At 66.0% G+C, this 17,936-nt stretch carries 16 protein-coding genes; 3 read left to right on the top strand and 13 right to left on the bottom strand.

From position 1 onward, the window contains the following. Positions 1-4 precede the first annotated feature (4 nt). From RIN43_RS15155 to RIN43_RS15110, 10 genes are all read right to left on the bottom strand, one after another. Entirely contained in the window at positions 5-748 is a 744-nt protein-coding gene (locus tag RIN43_RS15155) for an SGNH/GDSL hydrolase family protein (RefSeq protein ID WP_309129759.1), read from the bottom strand. Positions 749-759: 11 nt separating this feature from the next. Further along, the gene (locus RIN43_RS15150) at positions 760-1,914 is read right to left on the bottom strand and encodes a DUF4185 domain-containing protein (RefSeq protein ID WP_309129758.1); all 1,155 of its coding nucleotides are present in this window, start codon (positions 1,912-1,914) and stop codon (positions 760-762) included. A gap of 122 nt (positions 1,915-2,036) precedes the next feature. Further along, on the bottom strand, positions 2,037-4,148 hold the full coding sequence (locus RIN43_RS15145; RefSeq protein WP_309129757.1) for a hypothetical protein: 2,112 nt from the start codon (positions 4,146-4,148) through the stop codon (positions 2,037-2,039). Between the two features lie 31 nt (positions 4,149-4,179). Continuing rightward, entirely contained in the window at positions 4,180-4,992 is an 813-nt protein-coding gene (locus RIN43_RS15140; RefSeq protein WP_309129756.1) for a carbohydrate ABC transporter permease, read from the bottom strand. Between the two features lie 2 nt (positions 4,993-4,994). Further along, entirely contained in the window at positions 4,995-5,870 is an 876-nt protein-coding gene (locus RIN43_RS15135) for a sugar ABC transporter permease (protein WP_309129755.1), read from the bottom strand. A 7-nt stretch (positions 5,871-5,877) separates the two neighbouring features. Then, positions 5,878-7,155 carry an extracellular solute-binding protein gene (locus RIN43_RS15130; protein WP_309129754.1) on the bottom strand — a complete coding sequence of 426 codons (1,278 nt, stop codon included), beginning with the start codon at positions 7,153-7,155 and terminating at the stop codon, positions 5,878-5,880. 140 nt (positions 7,156-7,295) lie between these two features. Beyond that, complete coding sequence (locus tag RIN43_RS15125) at positions 7,296-9,107, bottom strand: class I mannose-6-phosphate isomerase (protein ID WP_309129753.1); 1,812 nt, start codon at positions 9,105-9,107, stop codon at positions 7,296-7,298. Further along, the gene (locus RIN43_RS15120; RefSeq protein WP_309129752.1) at positions 9,104-9,985 is read right to left on the bottom strand and encodes an ROK family protein; all 882 of its coding nucleotides are present in this window, start codon (positions 9,983-9,985) and stop codon (positions 9,104-9,106) included. The genes RIN43_RS15125 and RIN43_RS15120 overlap by 4 nt, the downstream gene beginning before the upstream one ends. Before the next feature lie 81 nt (positions 9,986-10,066). Then, a complete protein-coding gene (locus tag RIN43_RS15115; protein WP_309129751.1) occupies positions 10,067-11,092 on the bottom strand; it encodes a LacI family DNA-binding transcriptional regulator in 1,026 nt (341 codons plus the stop codon). Positions 11,093-11,218: 126 nt separating this feature from the next. After that, the gene (locus RIN43_RS15110; protein ID WP_309129750.1) at positions 11,219-11,551 is read right to left on the bottom strand and encodes a pyridoxamine 5'-phosphate oxidase family protein; all 333 of its coding nucleotides are present in this window, start codon (positions 11,549-11,551) and stop codon (positions 11,219-11,221) included. A gap of 132 nt (positions 11,552-11,683) precedes the next feature. Here RIN43_RS15110 and RIN43_RS15105 point away from each other — a divergent pair, with 132 nt between their 5' ends. Continuing rightward, positions 11,684-12,112, top strand: a complete 429-nt coding sequence (locus RIN43_RS15105; protein ID WP_309129749.1) for a hypothetical protein — start codon at positions 11,684-11,686, stop codon at positions 12,110-12,112. Beyond that, entirely contained in the window at positions 12,093-12,995 is a 903-nt protein-coding gene (locus RIN43_RS15100; protein ID WP_309129748.1) for an HNH endonuclease, read from the top strand. The genes RIN43_RS15105 and RIN43_RS15100 overlap by 20 nt, the downstream gene beginning before the upstream one ends. Here the strand turns inward: RIN43_RS15100 and RIN43_RS15095 are convergent. The 3 genes from RIN43_RS15095 to RIN43_RS15085 form a co-directional block, all read right to left on the bottom strand. Next, positions 12,992-14,722, bottom strand: coding sequence for a DNA/RNA helicase domain-containing protein (locus RIN43_RS15095; protein WP_309129747.1), 1,731 nt, complete (start codon positions 14,720-14,722; stop codon positions 12,992-12,994). The two genes, RIN43_RS15100 and RIN43_RS15095, sit on opposite strands and share 4 nt — an antisense overlap. Beyond that, complete coding sequence (locus tag RIN43_RS15090) at positions 14,719-15,057, bottom strand: nucleotide pyrophosphohydrolase (protein ID WP_309129746.1); 339 nt, start codon at positions 15,055-15,057, stop codon at positions 14,719-14,721. The genes RIN43_RS15095 and RIN43_RS15090 overlap by 4 nt, the downstream gene beginning before the upstream one ends. Positions 15,058-16,098: 1,041 nt before the next feature. After that, complete coding sequence (locus RIN43_RS15085; RefSeq protein WP_309129745.1) at positions 16,099-16,500, bottom strand: (deoxy)nucleoside triphosphate pyrophosphohydrolase; 402 nt, start codon at positions 16,498-16,500, stop codon at positions 16,099-16,101. A 192-nt stretch (positions 16,501-16,692) separates the two neighbouring features. Between RIN43_RS15085 and RIN43_RS15080 the strand changes: the two genes are divergently transcribed. Continuing rightward, positions 16,693-17,775, top strand: a complete 1,083-nt coding sequence (locus RIN43_RS15080; protein WP_309129744.1) for a type I restriction endonuclease — start codon at positions 16,693-16,695, stop codon at positions 17,773-17,775. Positions 17,776-17,936: the final 161 nt, after the last annotated feature.

Here is a 17,936-nt window from a genome sequence, read left to right as displayed (position 1 = left end):
GCGTTCAGTCCTCCGCGACAGGCGGCCAGAGCGGATGCCGCGCCACAGCCACCCGCGCGGCGAGGTCCGTCACGACGCGCGACGCGTCGACGCCATCAGTCAGGCCCAACCCGCGCGCCAACTCCAGCGCCAGTGCCGCGTGCCCGTCGGCGTTCGGATGGAAGGCATCGTCGAGCAGCCCCCACGGATGTCCCTCGTTTCCGGGCCCCGTCCCTTCGGCGAACGCCGCGAAGGCCGCGTGCTGATCGACGAGCATGACGCCCTCCGACGCCGCCACCTCCCGGATCGCCTGCACGAACTCGCCGATGCGCTCCCGGTCCGGCGCGCGCAGCAGGTCGATCGTCGGCGGGGTCTGCAGTACCGGGATCGCGCCGAGTTGCCGCACACGTGAGACGAATTCGCCCACCGAGGCCCGGAACTCCGAGACCTCGACGATCGGGTCCAGCCAGACCGTCGTGCAATCGTTCGTGCCGATCATCAGGGTGACCACGTCGGGTCGCCAGACGGCGACCCGACGCTCGAAGTCCTCCAGGATCAGCTGCATCCGCCAGCCGGTGATCGCGGTGTTGAACACGACGTCCTGCACCCGCCCCAGGTCGCCCCGGATCAGCTCGTGCAGGTGCTCGACATAGCTGCGGGCGCCGCGGGTGTGGATCAACCCGTGCGTGATCGAGTCACCGGTCATCACCCAGGTCACCGGAGCCCCCGACGCCAGCAACGACGCGAGACGTGCGCGATCGTCGGCCACAGCCCCGCCCCTCAGCGCACCGTCAGTTCGACGTCGATGAACCGCGGGCGATAGATCGTCGCGTCGTCGTACACGTCGCCGACGTTGTCGAAGGTGTTCACGTTGTACGTCACCAGCACCTTGTTGCCCTGCCGCATCTCGGGATGCTCATGCGCGTTGTACGTGAACACGTCGGCGTCGCCGTAGCTGCCGAACAGCCCGGTCTCGGGCGTGCGGTACAGCTCGACGCCCTCGGTGAACGGACCCATCGGCGAGCACGAGGTGCGTGCCACGATGCGGGTGCTGAACAGCTCGGAGGTGTCCTGCGTGACCATCAGATACCCGTCGCGGTAACGCGAGACGCTGAACTCGTTGGCCACGTAGGGCGCCACGGGCACGGCATCCGACTCATCGGCCGACCAGGCCGAGCCGTCCCAGAAGGTCCACTCGCCCGCCAGGCCCGTGCCGTCGGTCGTGCGGGCGACGTGCGCCGAGCGCACGCCGTCGTAGTCGGCGATGCCGTAGATGTACGTCGTGCGGCCCTCCTGCAGGGTCCACGACCCCCAGTTGATGTCGGTCGCCGAGGGCAGGTCGATGATCGACTCGAGTTGCAGCGTGTCGCTGTCGAGGGTCGCCAGCCGGTTGCCGCTCCACCCCCAATCCCACTGCCCCGGACCGAACCGGGTGAACTGAAGCAGCGGCACCTGCACCGTGCCGCGCTTCCCCGAGGCTGGGTCGCCGATCCAGTACCACCGGCCGTCGTCCTCGGGCGGCACGATCGACTCGGGGGCATCCGGGGTTCCTCCGGTCACCGTCTCGAAGCCCTTGCTCGTCTGCACGATTATCGACTGGTTCACGAACGGCGAGTCGGTCGGGCGAGAACCGTCGGGGTTCACGGTGCCCAGGAACGTGTCGCTGAAGAACCAGCCGGTGCGGCCGCCGCCGAGTGGCAGCGAGTAGGTGCTGTCGCCGCCGGTCCACGCGCCGCCGGTCTCGGCGTAGGTGCGGAAGTCGTCGGTGAGGGTCTCGTTCACGGATGCCGTCGCCGTGATCGTCTTGTCGACCAGTGAGCACTGCCCGTCGGTGCGCGACGTCGGCACGGCCGCGCTCGCCGGTGCGGCGAGCAGGCCCCCGGCGCACACGGATGCCGCGGCGAGGCCGACGGCAGCGAGGATTCTTCTGTTCATCTCGATCACTCCTTCGTGTTGAGAACTGCTGGTAGGGGTTTCTGCGGTATCGGTGCGTTTCGTCTCGTCGCTGCGCTCCTCGCTCAACGACCGGGTCGAACCCGGGCGACGACCGGATGCCGTCACACCTCGATCACCCGGCCCGATGCGTCGATGTCGTAGGTGTGCGCGCCGACCGAAAGGCCGCGCAGCGCGGCATCCGGGTCGAGCGCGGCGACGCAACCGGATGCGGTGACCGTGCCGTCTGCATCCACCGACACCCCGAACAGGCCCTCGATCACGAGCTCGATCCAGGCGCCTGACGACGAGCACGCCCAATCGATGATGTACGGCAGCTGCGGGGGAGCCTTGCGGGCGCCGCCGTTGATGCCCGGCACGGCCTCGTCGACGAAGTGCGCCTGGCCCATCGGCCCCTGGTTCGCGGTGCGTGAGAGCCCCTCGATCCATTCCGTGAGCACGGACGGCGCCCCCAGCGCGGCCAGCGCACGCCCCGCATCCGCGGGCCAGGCCGGGTAGGCGCCGTTCCACTGATGGTCGGGCCGCACGCTGTAGCTGGCGTCGGCATCCCACGGTGAGAGCGCGCGCATCCAGTTCTCGGTCTGCAGCTCGCGCACGAAGAAGTCGACCATCTCGGCGCGCACGGCCGGCTCGAGGTCGTCGGCGATGGTCGTGCCGACGACGCTGAAGTCGTAGCAGTGCCGCACCGGCAGGCGGGTGCCGTCGGGCTGCCCGGTGGCGAACACGCCGGTGCCGGGCAGGTAACGCTCGATCACGGCGGGCAGCAGGGCATCGGCATCGCCGCGCAGAGCGGATGCCGTCTCGTCGTCGCCATGTAGCTCGGCGAGACGCGCGGCGGTGCGCATGCTCCACACGTTGGCGGCGTTGAGGCCGGCGACCTCGTGCGTGTACGAGCTGACGCACTCGAGCAGGTTGTCAATCTCGCCGTAGTCGGCGAGCGGACTGTCGCGGCGCAGGTCCTTCCAGGCGGTGGCCCACTGCCTTACCGAGTCGGCGACCGACACATCGCCGACGATCTCGTCGAGAAAGCCGACGTCACCGGTGAAGCGCACGTAGTCGTGCACCAGGCGGGTCATGGCGTAGTCGTTCACTGAGTACCACCGGCCGACCGGTCCGCCGGTGAGCGACGAGGTGCCGAAGTGCGAGTGGATGTCGAGCGAGATCCAGTGCTTCAGCTGCCGGCGCATCTCGGCGGGATCGAGCAGCGCATGACTGACCGAGCTCAGGCTGTAGTCCCAGATGAACGTCGTGGTGCCCCAATAGTTCGGCATGAGCGTGTCGTACGAGCGGCCCAGCACGTTGTCGGCGAAGTCGCGGCGGAACCAGATCAGCCCGAGCGCCGCCCACCAGTACAGCCGGCGCAGCGGCTCGGAGCTCGTCTGCAGCACCGGTAGGGCGCCCGAGAACTCGGCATCGTCGGGGTCGAAGGCGGCGCGCAGCTGGCGATTCCAGAATTCCTTCGCGGCCGTCACGGCACCGGGCACGTCGGCACTGACGGCTTCGTAGGCCGCGAGAGCATTCGCCTCCGACGTGCCGACCGTCTGCACGTACCCAGCGCGGGCCACGCCACCGGCCGGCACCGTGAGCGCGATGCGCAGCTCGCCGCCGCGCCCGTTGCCGCCGATGCCCACGTCGAACGCGTCGGGCAGCTCGGCCACGCCGCTCAGCGCCGCTTCGCCACCGCGGATGCCCTGCACACTCCACGCCGCAGCATCCGCTGAGGAGAACACGAGCGCCTCGCCGCGTACCACCGCGCTGTTGCGCGCCGACGGCGACTCGGCATCCAGCCACGCGTCCGCCGACCGGGTGACCCGGGCGGCGGCCGACAGGCCCAGCCGTACCTCGCGATCCGCATCCGTGGTGTTTCGCACCTCGATGTCGATCGCCACCGCCGTGCGCCCCGGCACGCACACCGTCGTCGTGCGGATCTCGAGTCCGTCCACCTCGGCGCTGCGCACCACGCGGTCGGGCCGCCACTCGTGCGTCACCGGCACGCCATGCGAGGCGAACAGCCGCCCATCGACGAAGAGCACAGCGGTCTGCGTGAGACCCTGCGACACCGGCGGAAACTGCACGGCAGACACGGCGGTGAGATCGTGGTCGACGCGCACGGTGCCGAGCATGTTGGTGAGCCCGGGTGGCGCGATCATGTCGTCGAAGTGGTGCGTGATCGGGTCGGCGGCGAGGTCGTCGACCGTGGGGATGGTGGGGAGCATCATGCCTTTCGGAGCCGGATGACGAGGGCGGTCAGTACTGGCCGAGCGCCAGTCCCTTGGCGAAGAACCTTTGCGTGCACAGGAACAGCACCACGGTGGGCAGCGAGACGAGTACGGCTGCGGCGAGCACGGTCGACATCTGCGCTCCGCCGTAGGTGCTCTGCATGCTCGAGAGCGTGGTGACGATCGGACGGATGTCGTCGCTCTGGGTCAGGGTGAGTCCGAGCAGCAGGTCGTTCCACACGAACGTGGCCTGCAGGATGAAGATCGCGACCAGCGCGCTCGACGCCATCGGCAGGTACATGCGGGTGAAGATGCGCCAGGTGGTGGCGCCGTCGAGCACAGCAGCTTCGAACGTGGAGTGCGCGACCCCGGTGAAGAAGTTGCGCATCACGAACGCCGAGAACGGGATCGAGATGGCGGTGTAGATGATCACCATGCCGACCCGGGTGTCGAACACGCCCGCCCGCGAATAGGCGTCGAACAGCGGCAGCAGGATCATCTGCAGCGGGAACACGGTGCCGCCGAAGATCAGTACGAACCACGCGAAGCCCCGCTTGAGTCGCAGGGCGACGATCGCGAACCCGGCTGCGGCGCCGACGAGCACGGCGATGAGCGGGGAGAGCACGGCGTACAGCAGGGTGCTCAGCACGCTGCTGCCGAGCCCGGAGAGGTTGACGGCCTCGGCGAAGTTCTCGAACAGGTGGAAGTCGGTCGGCACCCACGACAGCTTCGAGGTGAAGGTCATGGGGTCCTTCATCGCGTTGACGACGAGCAGATAGGCAGGAAGCAGCCAGAGGATGCCGAGGATGACGAGCACGACCGTGCGGATGATCTTTCCCATGGTCACACCTCGTTCTTCGGCGACAGCTGCTGGCGCAGGTAGAGCACGGATGCCACGAGCGTGACGACCGAGAGGAACACGGCGATCGCCGAGCCGAGGCCGTAGTCGCTGTTGACGAAGGTCTCTTTGTACATGGTCAGTGCGAGGGTCTCGGAGACGGTGCCGGGACCGCCCTTGGTCATGCCCCAGACGATGTCGAAGGTCTTCAGGCTGGCGACGATCGAGAGCCCGACGACGACCGCGGTGAGCGGTCGCAGCATGGGCCACAGGATGCTGCCGAACAGCCGGATGCCGCCGGCGCCGTCGATCCGCGCCGCCTCGAGCGGCTCCTTCGGGATCGCCTGCAGGCCGATCGTGAACAGCAGCGCATTCACGCCGACGCCCTGCCAGGAGGAGGCGATGATCATGACGACCGTGTTGAGCGGAGCATCCAGCAGCCAGCGCGGCGGATCGGTGATGCCGAACACCGCGAGGGCCTGGTCGAGCGCGCCGCCGGAGGAGAGGATGAACGACCAGACCACGCCGACGCCGATGCCGGAGAGGGCGTAGGGGATGAGGAAAGGAAGGCGCAGCCAGATCCCGCCGCCGAGGTTCCAGGTGAGCAGGGCGACGCCGAGGCCGATGCCGACCGGGATGATGAGCGTGCCGATCACCCACAGCAACGTGTTCAGCACGGAGCCGGTGAAGTCGCCGTCGGTGAACATCTCGACGTAGTTGTCGAACCCGATCCAGTCCGGGTCGCCCAGGCCGTTGTACTGCGTGAAGCTGAGGAACACCGTCCACAGCAGCGGCAGGTACAGCAGCACCGCGACGAGGATCACGCCCGGGGCGATGAAGCCCCGGGCGGACCACTGGTACGGCGTCTTGGAATGCGCCATCCGGTGTTTACTCCTGCTCAGCCCAGTAGTCGTCGGCCACGGCCTGGATCTTCTCGAGGTACGGCATCGGGTCACCGGGGTTGGCGTTGAACGCGCCGAACTGCTCGATGGCCACGGTCACGATCTCGGTGGGCATCGCCTCGAAGAACCGGTCGTACAGCTGGTAGTCCTCGCCGGCGATCTCGGTGCCGAGCTCGGCCAGCGCCGGGTCGGAGACCTCGGCCTGCGGGTTGAACGCCACGTCGCCGTGGGCCTCGTTCCAGGCGGTCTGCGCGTCGGCCGACATCCACCACTCCGAGTAGGCCAGACCGAGATCCTTCTGTGAGGAGTTCTCGGCCACGCAGATCGGGCCCGACTCGACGGCGACCGGGGTCTTGTCGAGGTCGGGGTTGACCGCCGGGATGGCGAACATGCCGTAGTCGTCGGCGCTCATGCCGGCACCTTCGAGGTTGCCGGCGTAGAAGGTGCCGAAGTTGATCATGGCGAAGTCGCCCTGCTTCAGCGCCACGGCCGGGTCGGTCGAGCTGCCCGCGTCGCTGAACCAGCCGTTCTCGTGCTCTTCGAGCCAGATGTTCATCACATCGACGATCTCGGGGTCGGTGTACTTCACGTCGCCCGTGGTGAGGCCTTCGTACAGTTCGGGGTCGGTCGACGCGACGAGGTGCTGGAACCACTGGAAGGTGAACAGCACGCTGGTCTGGTAGTACGGCGTGACCCCGGCATCCTTCAGGGTGGTGGCGACTTCGTTCAGCTCGTCCCACGTCGTCGGCACCTCGACGCCGTTCTCGGCGAAGATCGGCTTGTTGTAGAACATGATCCAGTAGGCGATGTTCATCGGCACGCAGTACTGCTTGCCGTCGAAGGTGTAGCCCTCGGCGAGGTCTTCGCTCACCCAGCCCTCGTCGATCGCCTTCTGCCAGATGTCGCTCGTCTCGGCGACCAGGCCCTCGTCGACCAGCTGCTTGAGCGAGTCGCCGGTGTGCCAGGTGAACAGCCCCGGCGACTTGTTCGTGCGGAACGACTGCTTGATGAACGCGTCGTACTGGTTGGCGTCGGAGTAGCCGGTGGTCTTCAGGGTGATGTCGACGTCGCCGCCGCTCGTGTCGTTGAGCGATTCGAAGTCGGGCTTCCACGCCGCCTTGTCGGTGTAGAAGTTGAGCGTGCCGGTGGCCTCGCCGCCGTCTGCGCCGCCGTCGTTGCCGCCCCCGCCGGAGCAGCCCGTGAGGGCGACCCCGGCGAGGACGAGTCCGGCCGCGGCGGCGGCAATGGTGCGTCGCGCGATCATGTCAGAACTCCCTTGTTCGTTGTTCGTTCGTTGGTATCGTTACCAGAAATCTGGGTTCACGGTACCAAGGTGATGGATGCGGTGCAAGAGTCTCGTCGTCTTCGAGGCGAAACCCCGGGTGCTGTGTTCAGTTGTCGGGTCTACTCGTCGCCGGCGCGCGAGCCGCGCACGTAGGCCTTGACGGTGGCGAGGCGCTCGCTGCGGGTGTGCTCGGTGCGCTCGATGCGATACGGGCCCACGGATGCCGGCACGATGAACGTCTCGGCGTAGTGCACGACGAACGGCTCGAAAGCATCCGTCGGGCTGACCACGCGCGCCTCGTCGCCCTCCACGAGGTTCAGCACATTCACGGTGCCGTCGGTGTCGTGGTCGGCAGCCTCGGTGAACCAGTGCCGGCGGGTCTCGATGAACTCGAGTGCGTGCAGGCCGGTGCGTTCCTCGACGACGTCGCCGTCTTCGCCGATGGTCTCGACCTGATCGAGCAGGTTCTCGTGCACCCAGTCGGTGTCGCGGTCCCACTGGATGTTGCGGGCGCCGTGATCGAGGTGAACGGGCCGGGGGATGCCGTCGAGTCCGACGCGGCCCCAGTCCCACAGCTTGAACGTGAAGATGAACGGGGTGGCCGAGATCTCGAGCACCATCGAGTTCGCACCCGAGCAGTGCACGGTGCCGGCGGGGATCGCGAAGTGGTCGTGCTTGCGGGCGGGGAAGGCGTTCACGTACTGCTCAGCGGGGAACGGATGCTCGCCGTCCTGCGCGCGGGCAAGGTCGCGCAGCATCCGGTCGCGGTCGATGCCGGTCTTCGTGCCGAGGTACACCACGGCGTCGTCGCCGGCGTCGAGCATGTAGTAGCTCTCGTCTTGCGTGTAGTGCATGCCGAAGGTGTTCTGGATGTAGTCGGTGAGCGGGTGCACCTGCAGGCTGAGGTTGCCGCCGTCCATCGTGTCGAGAAAGTCGAAGCGGATGGGGAACTCCGCGCCGAAGCGCGAGAAGGTCTTGGCGCCCAGCAGCTCGACGGGCTGCGAGAAGACCAGGTCGAGGCTGGGGATCTCGATGACGCCGCCCTCGCCTTCGAGCAGCAGCGAGTTCTCTTCGGGCACGCAGTCGAAGCACCAGGCGTAGTTGTCTTTCGAGGGGTCGAGTCCGATGAGGTTCTTCATCCACTGTCCGCCCCAGACCCCGGGATCGAAGAAGGGCACCACGCGGAACGGGCGGGATGCCGCGTTCGCGAGGGCTGCGCGGAAGGCGTCGCCGGTGATCATGCCGGCCTCGTGCTCGTGCTTCTCGGCCGGGGCGATCGCGTTGCCGTCGAGCACGAAGTCGATCGTGTCGAAGAGGGTGCGCTTGTGCCGGTCGGCGACGCGCCACTCGACGAAGAAGCCGCGCTTGTACTTGCGCAGGTTGTCTTCGCCGGCGTTGTCGGCGCGCCAGTTCGTGGCACCGGCCCGCTGGCGCAGCTGGATCTCCCACCGGGCCATGTCGACGAGCACCGTGACGGGGCTGCTCTCGAGCCGGTCGCGCAGGAGAGCGGCGCCCCAGCCGACGACGACGGTGTTCTCGGTCGTCCGGTCGGCGAGGGCGTCGAGCTTGTCGGCGTCGTAGAAGTCGGGAAGGGTGTAGTGGCTCATCACGCCGAAGACGCGATCGTCGGTGAGGTTCGGGGCGATCAGCTGCTCGACCTCGGCGACGGGGCGTGCGGCCTGCTCGACGTCGACGATCTGCCAGTCGGGCAGGGCGCTCTGGATCTGGGTCGTGAGCGCGGGGACGTCGGTGCCGGGGTAGGTGTCGACCAGGATGACGGATGCTCGCCGCTGCGCGGCATCCGCGACCGCCTTCCACGCTTCCGCTCCGCGAAGGATGCGCTCGCCGGAGGGCAGCGGCACGGTGGGCTGGGTGTCGTAGCGGCCCCGCAGGGTGTGGCCTTCGTGCATGTCGCTGATCGGGGTGGTCACTGGTCCTCCTGGTCTTCGGGGGAGCGTGTCGCGCCGCGGGCGAGCACGCTGAGCCCGCGGGCGACGGACAACTCGGGCTCGGGTGGCACGACGAAGCGCGGCGGTGTGATCGACGGCCATAGGTGCGCGCGCACGTAGGTCTCGATGGGTTCGCGTACCGCGTCGCCGGCGCGCAGGATGCCGCCCGAGAGGATCACGACCGACGGGTCGTACATGTGGATCAGCGTGACGACGGTCGCGCCCCACACGTGCAGGAAGCTGTCGCGGATGTCGGCGTGAACGTCGCCGGTGAAGAGGTCGCGGATGGCGAGATCGGGGTGGGTCTGCGCGAGCGCCCAGGTGCTGGCGAGCGCTTCGCCGCAGCCGATGTTGCCGCAGGGGCAGGTCGGTCCGTTGATGTCAGTGGTGACGTGGCCGCCCAGGATGCCGGCGTGCCCGGAATGCCCGCGCAGCGGAACGCCGTCGATCATCGCCGCCGTGCCGATGCCGGTGCCGAGCGTCACGAGCACGGCATCGCGGGTGCCAGCGGCGGTGCCGGCCGTGGTCTCGCCGACGAGCGCGGCTCGGGCGTCGTTCTCGACGATCGCGGGCAGGTTCAGCTCGGCGGCGGCCCAGGCAGTGAGGTCGAAGTCGTTGAGAAAGTCGTACTTGGCGTTGGCGTGCAGCATCCGTTCGGTGGCCGGGTCGACGACGCCGGGCACGGCAATGCCGAGGGAGGTTGGGGCACCGGCGCTGCCGAGGGTGCGGGCCGCTTCGGCGGCTGCGGCGAGGTCGCTCGCGTCGCCGCGGACGGGGATGCTGTCGGAGGCGACGACGCGCGCACCGTCGATCTGGGCGAGCTTGATCTCGGTCCCACCGAAATCGATGCAGAGCTCCATCGCGTCCTCTCGTCGTTGGTTGGTAACGTTATCAATCTCTATTCGGAGATGTCAACCGTGGTGGCGACGGACCGCGGTGGGTCAGCGCAGACCGACGCGCAGCGAGACGGGCAGTTCGATCTCGCGCGGCGCGGCGTCTCGTTCGGGAGCATCCAGCCTGTCGAGAAGCAGCCGAGCCGCCGTACGGCCAAGCTCCCGCGGGTCGTGGTCGATCACGCTGATCGGCACCGGAGACAGCTCAGCGAGCTCGAAGTCGTCGAAGCTCATGATCTCGGGGAACTCGGAGGCCTGTCGCAGGCCGGTGTGCAGCTGCTGGTTGATCTCTTTGAGCGCGCCGATGGCGTTGCGGTTGTTGGCGCAGAAGATGGCGGTGGGCGGGTTCTTGCTGCGCAGCAGCGCGCGGGTGGCTTCGCGGGCCTGTTCGACGGTCTGTGGCCCGGCGGCGACGAGCACCGGGTCGATGCGGATGCCGCGCTCGTCGAGGGCGCGCACGAAACCGGCGTGCCGGCGCTCGCCGGTGAAGATCGAGAGGGTATTGCCGAGGTATCCGATGCGGGTGTGACCGCGGTCGATCAAGGCGATCGTGCCCCGGTAAGCGCCGTCGTCATCGGCGAGCACGACGCTGTCGGCCGCGAGTCCGTCGACGCGGCGCGAGGCGAGCACGACCGGCACCCCCTGGTTCTGCGAATGCGCGAGGTGGGCCGAGCTTGTGCTCGCCGGCACGACGATCAGCCCGTCGACCCGACGCCCGAGGAAGTCGCCGACCAGCTCGGCTTCGCGCGCGGTGTCCTCGCCGGTGTTGCCGAGCAGGATGCGCCTGCCCGTGAGCGCGGCCTCCTCTTCGACGCCGAGTGCGAACGTGCTGTAGTACGGGTTGGCGATGTTGGTGATCGCAACGCCGATGAGCCCGCTGCTGTGGCCGGGGCGGATGCTGCGTGCGTTCTCGTTTCGGTGGTACCCGAGCTCGGCGACGGCCTCTAGCACTCGCTGCTGCACGTCGGGCTTGACGTTGACCCCGCCCGAGAGGGTGCGCGACACCGTCATGGGACTCACGCCCGCACGCTGCGCGACCTCTTTGATGGTCGGGCGGTGGGTGCGGTTGGTCATGGGGGCTCCGGTCGGTGCGATCTGAGGGAACGTTATCAGGATCCCTCGTCGGCGGCGGATGCACGCCGAAGCCCCACGCGCCGTGGACGCGCCGGGCTGCCGTATTGTTCCAGTGGGAGTGTGAACTCAGTGGTCGACCTTGCCGCTGTCGCCGCCGTCGGGGCGGTCGCCGGCGACCTTCACCTTCACGAAGCTGAACACTGCGGCGATCTTGCCGACCGGGTGCCCCAGTACTCCGCCGAGTCGGCGGTGAACTTCAGCACCCCCGACATCGGGGTCGTCCTTGCCGCCGGTGAACCAGGCCTCGACGACCGGGTTCCACAGCTCGTCGATCTTCTCCCTGCTCTCGACGAGGCCCCACGAGGCGCGTGCACGCAGGGGTTTGAGAGCGCGGCGCGGTTCGTCGGCTGACCCCGCGATCCTGGGCGAGCAGCGCGGCGACGACGCGAAGGACGCCATTGTCCGCTTTGCCCGCTATCCTCGCTCCTGTGAGCCACATCCGTCGTGATCCGCGAAGGCGAGAGAGGCCGCAGCTCTGACCCGGGCTGCGGCGCCTCTCTTGTCAACGTTCATTCACGACAGGAGACTGCCATGCCCGAAATCGACTGGACCAACGATGAACTCCGCGCCTTCCTGACCGCGCTGCGCAACGCAGGGATCTTCGGCATCGGCGAGGAGGATCTCGATCGCGAGGGGTTTCGCCGCCAGGCTCTGCGCCGCATCGTACCCGGGGTGCAGCGCCGCGTACTCGCGCAGGTCGGCGCCGTCGTCGATCCCCTCGGAGTCGCCGCCGTCGCGCTCGAGGTGGTCAATGACACCGCCTGGGAGCCCGAGCACACCTGGCTCATGGTGACGAAGGACCCGTGGCGCTACCTTGCCGACGTCGTCTCGAATGAGATCCGTCGCGCATATCGCAAGGCCGTGCGGCCCGACGGCGATGCGGACGCGCTTGCGGGTATCGAGAAAGCGAGCTCGCGTCTCGAGATCGGAGCAGAAGGGGATGCCGCGGGCGCGGCGTAATGTGCGCCCGTGGGGGCGCCTCGTCGTGTGGGCGGTCGCGCTGGTTACCTTGTGGGTGCTGCCCGCCGTGATCACGGCGCCCGCGTATGTGCTCGGCTGCCGGTTGCTGCAGGGCGACCTGCGCGAGATGGCGGATGCTGCGGTGCAGATCTTTCCGCAGGCGCTGGGGATCGAATGGATGCCAGTGGTAGTGGCGCTAGTTATCGGGGTCGTGGGGACGAGTGCGCGGATGCTGCCATCGCGCGGTACCCGGGATCGTACGATGATGCGCATGGCGCCGAACTCATTCCGCTTCGCGATGCCGAAAGCGGTCCGGATAACCGGACGCTCCTCGAGCATCACAAACTCGTTCGTCAACGGGATCGTGCCGATCATCAAACCGAGTGATGTCGAGATTGACGAGGCGCTTGAGGTCCTAGGGATGTCCGATGTGGTGGTCTGCTCATACTGCGGTGACGACGCGACGGAGTGGGATCACCTGCGCCCGCTGGTGCAGCATCAGCGACCGACGGGCTACATCCACGAAATCCACAACCTCGTTCCGGCGTGCGGCAAGTGCAATCAGAGCAAAGGCAACAAACACTGGCGCGAGTGGATGTTCGGGTCGGCGCGGCTCTCGCCGAAGTCGAGGAATGTGCCCGATATCGAGGCTCGTGCTGCCGTGCTGGAGCGCTACGAGCGTTGGACACGTCCGACGAAGGTGAACTTCGCCGCGCTGGTTGGAGAAGAGCTTTGGGAAGAGCACTGGTCTAACCATCGCGCACTGCTGAAGCAGATGAAGGCGGCCGAAGAGGTGGTCGAGAGGATCAGGGAGCGCATCGCTTCCGAAGTGAAGGATGCCGTCGAGCCGCCGCTCATAGGCGTCCCCAACCAACTGATCTAACTCAGGCAGGCGCGAAGGCGCTCCCGCAACCGCTCATCACACACGTACACGTACGTTCCCCGCATTCCGCGCGTGAGCAGCACCCCGTAGACGTTGCGGATGAACACGAGTAGGTCGTCGTCCCCGAACGCGTCCTTTAGGTGACCGGTGTTCTCCTTGCCCTTCTTGTCGCGGTACCCCTCGCGGTCGGCGATGATCGAGCCATCCGGCGACAGCCGCAGATCAGGCCCGATGATCACGCCGGCGTAGTTCAGGTCGTAGCCCTGGACGGTATGGATCGAGCCGACCTCCTCAAGCGATCCCGGTGAGTTGATCCAGTCCTTGTCAGTGCTGTTCCACCGCATCCGCTCGCCGTCGATCTCGATGTCGAATGCTTCGGGGTCGCGACGCGACACCCAGTCCCACGCGTACCCGGCGACGAGCCGCGACAAGCCGACCTCCGCGTCGCGCTCCCGGATCGCCCGCCGCATCTCTCCGAGGTCGTCGAAGAAGCGCAGGTCATAGTCGCCGAGGTCGGGTTGTTGCGGGTGCTCGCCGTGCAGTAGCGCCCGCATGTACTCGACATAGTCGGCACCGGCCTTCACACGCATCTGCGTGGTGAGCGGGTAGTGGCGGTGCGCGGCCTTCGCCGCCTGCAGCTCGCCAGCAAGTGTCGCAGGCGAGAGGTCGTGCGGCCGCACGCTCTGCGCGCCGTCGACGAGGAGCAGCTGGTGCCGGCTGCGCGCCTTGATCCAGTCAAGCTGCGTGTGCCGAGCGTCATCCTCGCCGAAGAGCCGTTCGTTGATCACGCCGAACTTCTTGTTCTGCACACCCGACGCCTGGTTCGCCCGCTGGTTCAGGCGGTGGGTCTCGTCGACGAGGATCAGGTCGTAGACGGCATCCGACTCCCCCACTTCGAACGGGGTGAGCACCATCCCCGGGTCGAGCTTGGGTGTCTTCTTGAAGACGTTCTTCACCGACTGCCGCAGGGACTGCTGGGGGATGACCAGCGCCATCTTCAGGTCGGCGAGCAGTTCTCGGTTCTCGGGCGTGAAGAACTCGGCGAATATCGACTCGGGGTCGACGTCTTCATGCGTCTGGAAGTCGCGGAGGTCGGCGAGAAACTTCATCAGGAAGATCGCGATGATCGTCTTGCCCGTGCCCGGGTCCCCCTGGACGACGAGGGTGGAGCGGGCGTGAGGATGCTGCAGGTCGGCGAGCAGCCCGTCGACGATGTCTTCGACGGCAATGGCCTGGTCGCTGCTGAGCGCCTTGAACAGCGAGAGTTTGAAGAGGTCGGTGTTCTCGATCTGCGGGATGCTGCGGGTGAACAGCCCCTCAGCGCGCAGCGCCTCGAAAACGTCGCGAAACGACTCCCGATACAGCTCGCGATCGTAGTAGCGGGAGTCGGTGAGTCCGTCGTTGCCGTTGAGCAAGCTGAAGCGCCCGTCGCCGTGGAACCAGCGGATCAGGTGCGACTCGAGGTCCAGGCAGACGGACTTGTTGAAGCGGTCGTCAATGACGACGCGGATCGACTCGAGCCCCTCGTCCTTCTTGGACCCGGTGAGGTGCTGCCGCATTCGCTTGTGAGCGCTGGTCGTCTCGCCGACGTACAGCGTTGGCGCGGCGCGCCGGTTCGCGCCGTCGATCACATAGACGACGGGCCAGTTGGTGTGCTGATCGTTCTCGCGCGCCCAGGTGTCGACCTGCGCGCGCTCGAAGGGGATGTGTCGGATGCTGAAGCTCACGGTGCTCCGTCATTGGGCAGTTCGGTGTACTTCGCGCTGCTGCCGCGCGAGTGCTCCACTGGGTACTTCGCGCGCGTCTTCTCGAGCTTGCGCATCACAATCTCGTCGAGGTCGACGCCGAGCCTGCCCGCCAAGTGGATGCAGTACGTGACGACGTCGGCGAGTTCCTCTTCGACGCGGGTTTGGTCGAACTCGGGGCTCCACTGGAAGCACTCGAGCAGCTCGCCAGCCTCGATGGAGATGCTCTTGGCCAGATTCTCGGGCGAGTGGAACTGGTCCCACTCGCGCTCGGCGACGATGGCGCGGAGCGCGATGACGGTCTCGGCTGTGAACATGAGCCTGACGCTAGCAGGGAGACACTCTCCCAGGCCGAGATCGCACGTGTTGCGTAGATCTCAGGTCGCGTACTTTGAGCCGCCGGGTCGATATGGTGAGCTCATGTCCTCCGCATTGCCACTTATCGTAGGTGAGTACTACACGCGTGAGGATCTCGTCGTCGAGTATGGCGGAAGCGTGCAGTCTGGGGGCATCGTTCCTGGCAACAAGTCGAGGACAGTGTTCATCTTTACCGATCCAAGTTAAGGGTCACAGTTCGGATACGTTTACGACGGCTTTTCGGCCGACGGCAGCGTCTTCTACTACACCGGAGCAGGCCAGAACGGCGACCAGGTCGAGACCGGAAGTAATTCGCCGATCATGACTCACGCGGCGAAGGGACGAACGCTCCATGCGTTCGTCGCTGCAGGGCGTGTACCCGGGCGTCAGACGCGGCGTCAACAGTACATCGGTCAGTTCATTCTTGATCCGCATCTGCCATACGAGCGCATGCCGGCGCTGGACATGAAGCAAGCGGTTCGGACCGTTATTGTCTTCCGACTGCTGCCTGTTGCTGCGGTCCCCGAATCGATAATGCAAACTGTCGGGGTGTCAGGTGTGATGCAAGGTATGCGCTCTGTCCAGGTGCCTGTCGAACTCAATTCAACTCACTTCTACGAGACGAGCGGAATTGAGGCACGCACGGCCGTGCGACGGGAGTCACAGCTCGTAGAGGAATTCGTAGCCAGTCAAACTGGCCACGAGTTCTCGCGATGGGCGATCAGAATACCCAAGGAGTCGCTGCTGCTAACCGACGCGTACGACAATACAGACCGAGTGTTGTACGAGGCGAAAGCCCTCGCGGGGCGTTCAGATGTGCGTATGGCCGTTGGACAGTTATATGACTATCGTCGCCATGTAGACGTTGCCGGCCTTCGATGTGCCGTGCTGCTGCCGGCACGCCCGAGGGCTGATCTACGCGACCTGATCGAGGGGGCTGGCTTGGGCCTGGCCTTTCGAGACGACGACCACTTCGAAGTTCAGCAGGCGGCCCGCCCAAGCTAACTTCGTAGATAATCTCGCAAGACTTCTTGCACCGCTGGCAGGTCGGCTGGCGCCCAGTTGAGATCCTGCAGCTCTTCTATCCTTACCCATCGAAGTGCGGCATGCTCGGTCGCTGCCGGCTGACCGGCCGTGACCGTCGCATAGTACGTCGTTAGACGGATGACTCCGAAATGATAGTCGTGAGTGGTAGTCGTAACGCGTGCACCAATTTCAACCGAGCAGTTCAGCTCTTCATGGACTTCCCTCGCCAGCGCCATCTCCGGACGTTCGCCTCGCTCGACCTTCCCGCCAGGAAACTCCCATTTCCCTTCGAGCGCCCTTCCGGGGCCTCGCTGGGCAACGCGCACGCTGCTGTCTCGCACGATGATCGCGCCGACGACGTCAAATGGTTGGTTCATTCGAGTGCCCTGACCTAGTCTGCGTCACTCCGGCTCTTTGCGGCAGGCGACGCCACGACCCTTGTTCAGATAATCAATACCGGATTCGTTGGGTATGGCCGGACACCCGACCACGCCTACCGTCCGCTATGGTCTGAGTCAGGCTCTCGAGGGGAGAGCCGCAACGCTCAGTCAACGGAGAGGGAGCGACGAGTGGAATTTTCAGAGCGCCTTGAATCACTCGCTGTGAAGGTGCGGAACCAGGCCACCGCGATCGGGACGGAAGAGGCTACGAAGAACGCGTTCGTCATGCCGTTCATCTCGACGATCCTGGGGTACGACGTCTTCGATCCGCTCGAGGTGGTGCCCGAATTCACTGCTGACGTCGGTACGAAGAAGGGCGAAAAGATCGACTACGCCATCATGCGTGATGGCGAAGTCCAGATCCTCATCGAATGCAAGCCGTCGATGGGCTCACTCAAGATTGAGCACGCTTCGCAGCTGTTCCGGTACTTCGCGGTGACGAACGCCCGTATCGCCGTGCTCACGAACGGTGTCGTCTGGCACTTCTATACCGACCTCGATGCGCCCAACCGGATGGACGCAAAACCCTTCCTTGTCCTCGACCTACTTGACATCGACGAGACACTCATCGCAGAGATCCAGAAGCTGAGCAAGGACAGCTTCGATCTAGACTCCATCATCAGCGCAGCCGAGGAACTCAAGTACATCGGTGCACTGAAGCGGGAGATAGCCGGGCAGTTCCGAGAGCCTACGGACGAGTGGATCAAGTTCTTCACCTCCCGCGTTTATGACGGCGCCTTCACGCAGCGGGTGCGACAGCAATTCACCGGACTTGTCGGAAAGGCTGCGCATCAGTTCCTCAACGAGCGCGTCAACGACCGGCTCAAGGCCGCGCTTGGCGTAAGCGGAGCTAGCCAGATCGCTGAAGTGCCGCCTGCGACGAGTTCCGAAGTTGCTGAAGCCGATCTGGACCGCGACACCGAGATCGAGACGACGCTAGAGGAACTAGAGGGTTACCAGATCGTGAAAGCTATCGCTTGCGGAGAGGTCAAGCCCCAGCGCGTCACTCAGCGGGACGCCAAGAGCTACTTCGCCGTCCTTCTTGACGACAACAACCGAAAGCCGATTGCACGCTTGCATTTCAACGGTAAGCAAAGGTATCTAGGTCTGCTCGATGAGGAGAAGAGCGAAACGCGTCACCCGATTGAGGATCTCGACGAGATCTACGTCCATGCGGAAGCGATCCGCGACGCGGTACGGCGTTACGCATAGACCTAAATCTGCTCGCCGAAGTCCGCGTTGAGGCGACTCGGGTGATCCATCGCATGGTCGCCTGATATTTCACGGTATCGGCGTATACCCCTCACCTTTCCCCTGCTCCTCCGCCGCGACCCGATCCTCCCGCTGCTCGTCCATGGTCGGCGCCCGGTCGT

Source organism: Microbacterium sp. (genome assembly GCF_031178445.1).
Classification (GTDB): domain Bacteria; phylum Actinomycetota; class Actinomycetes; order Actinomycetales; family Microbacteriaceae; genus Microbacterium.
This window is presented reverse-complemented; position numbering and strand designations above follow the sequence as displayed.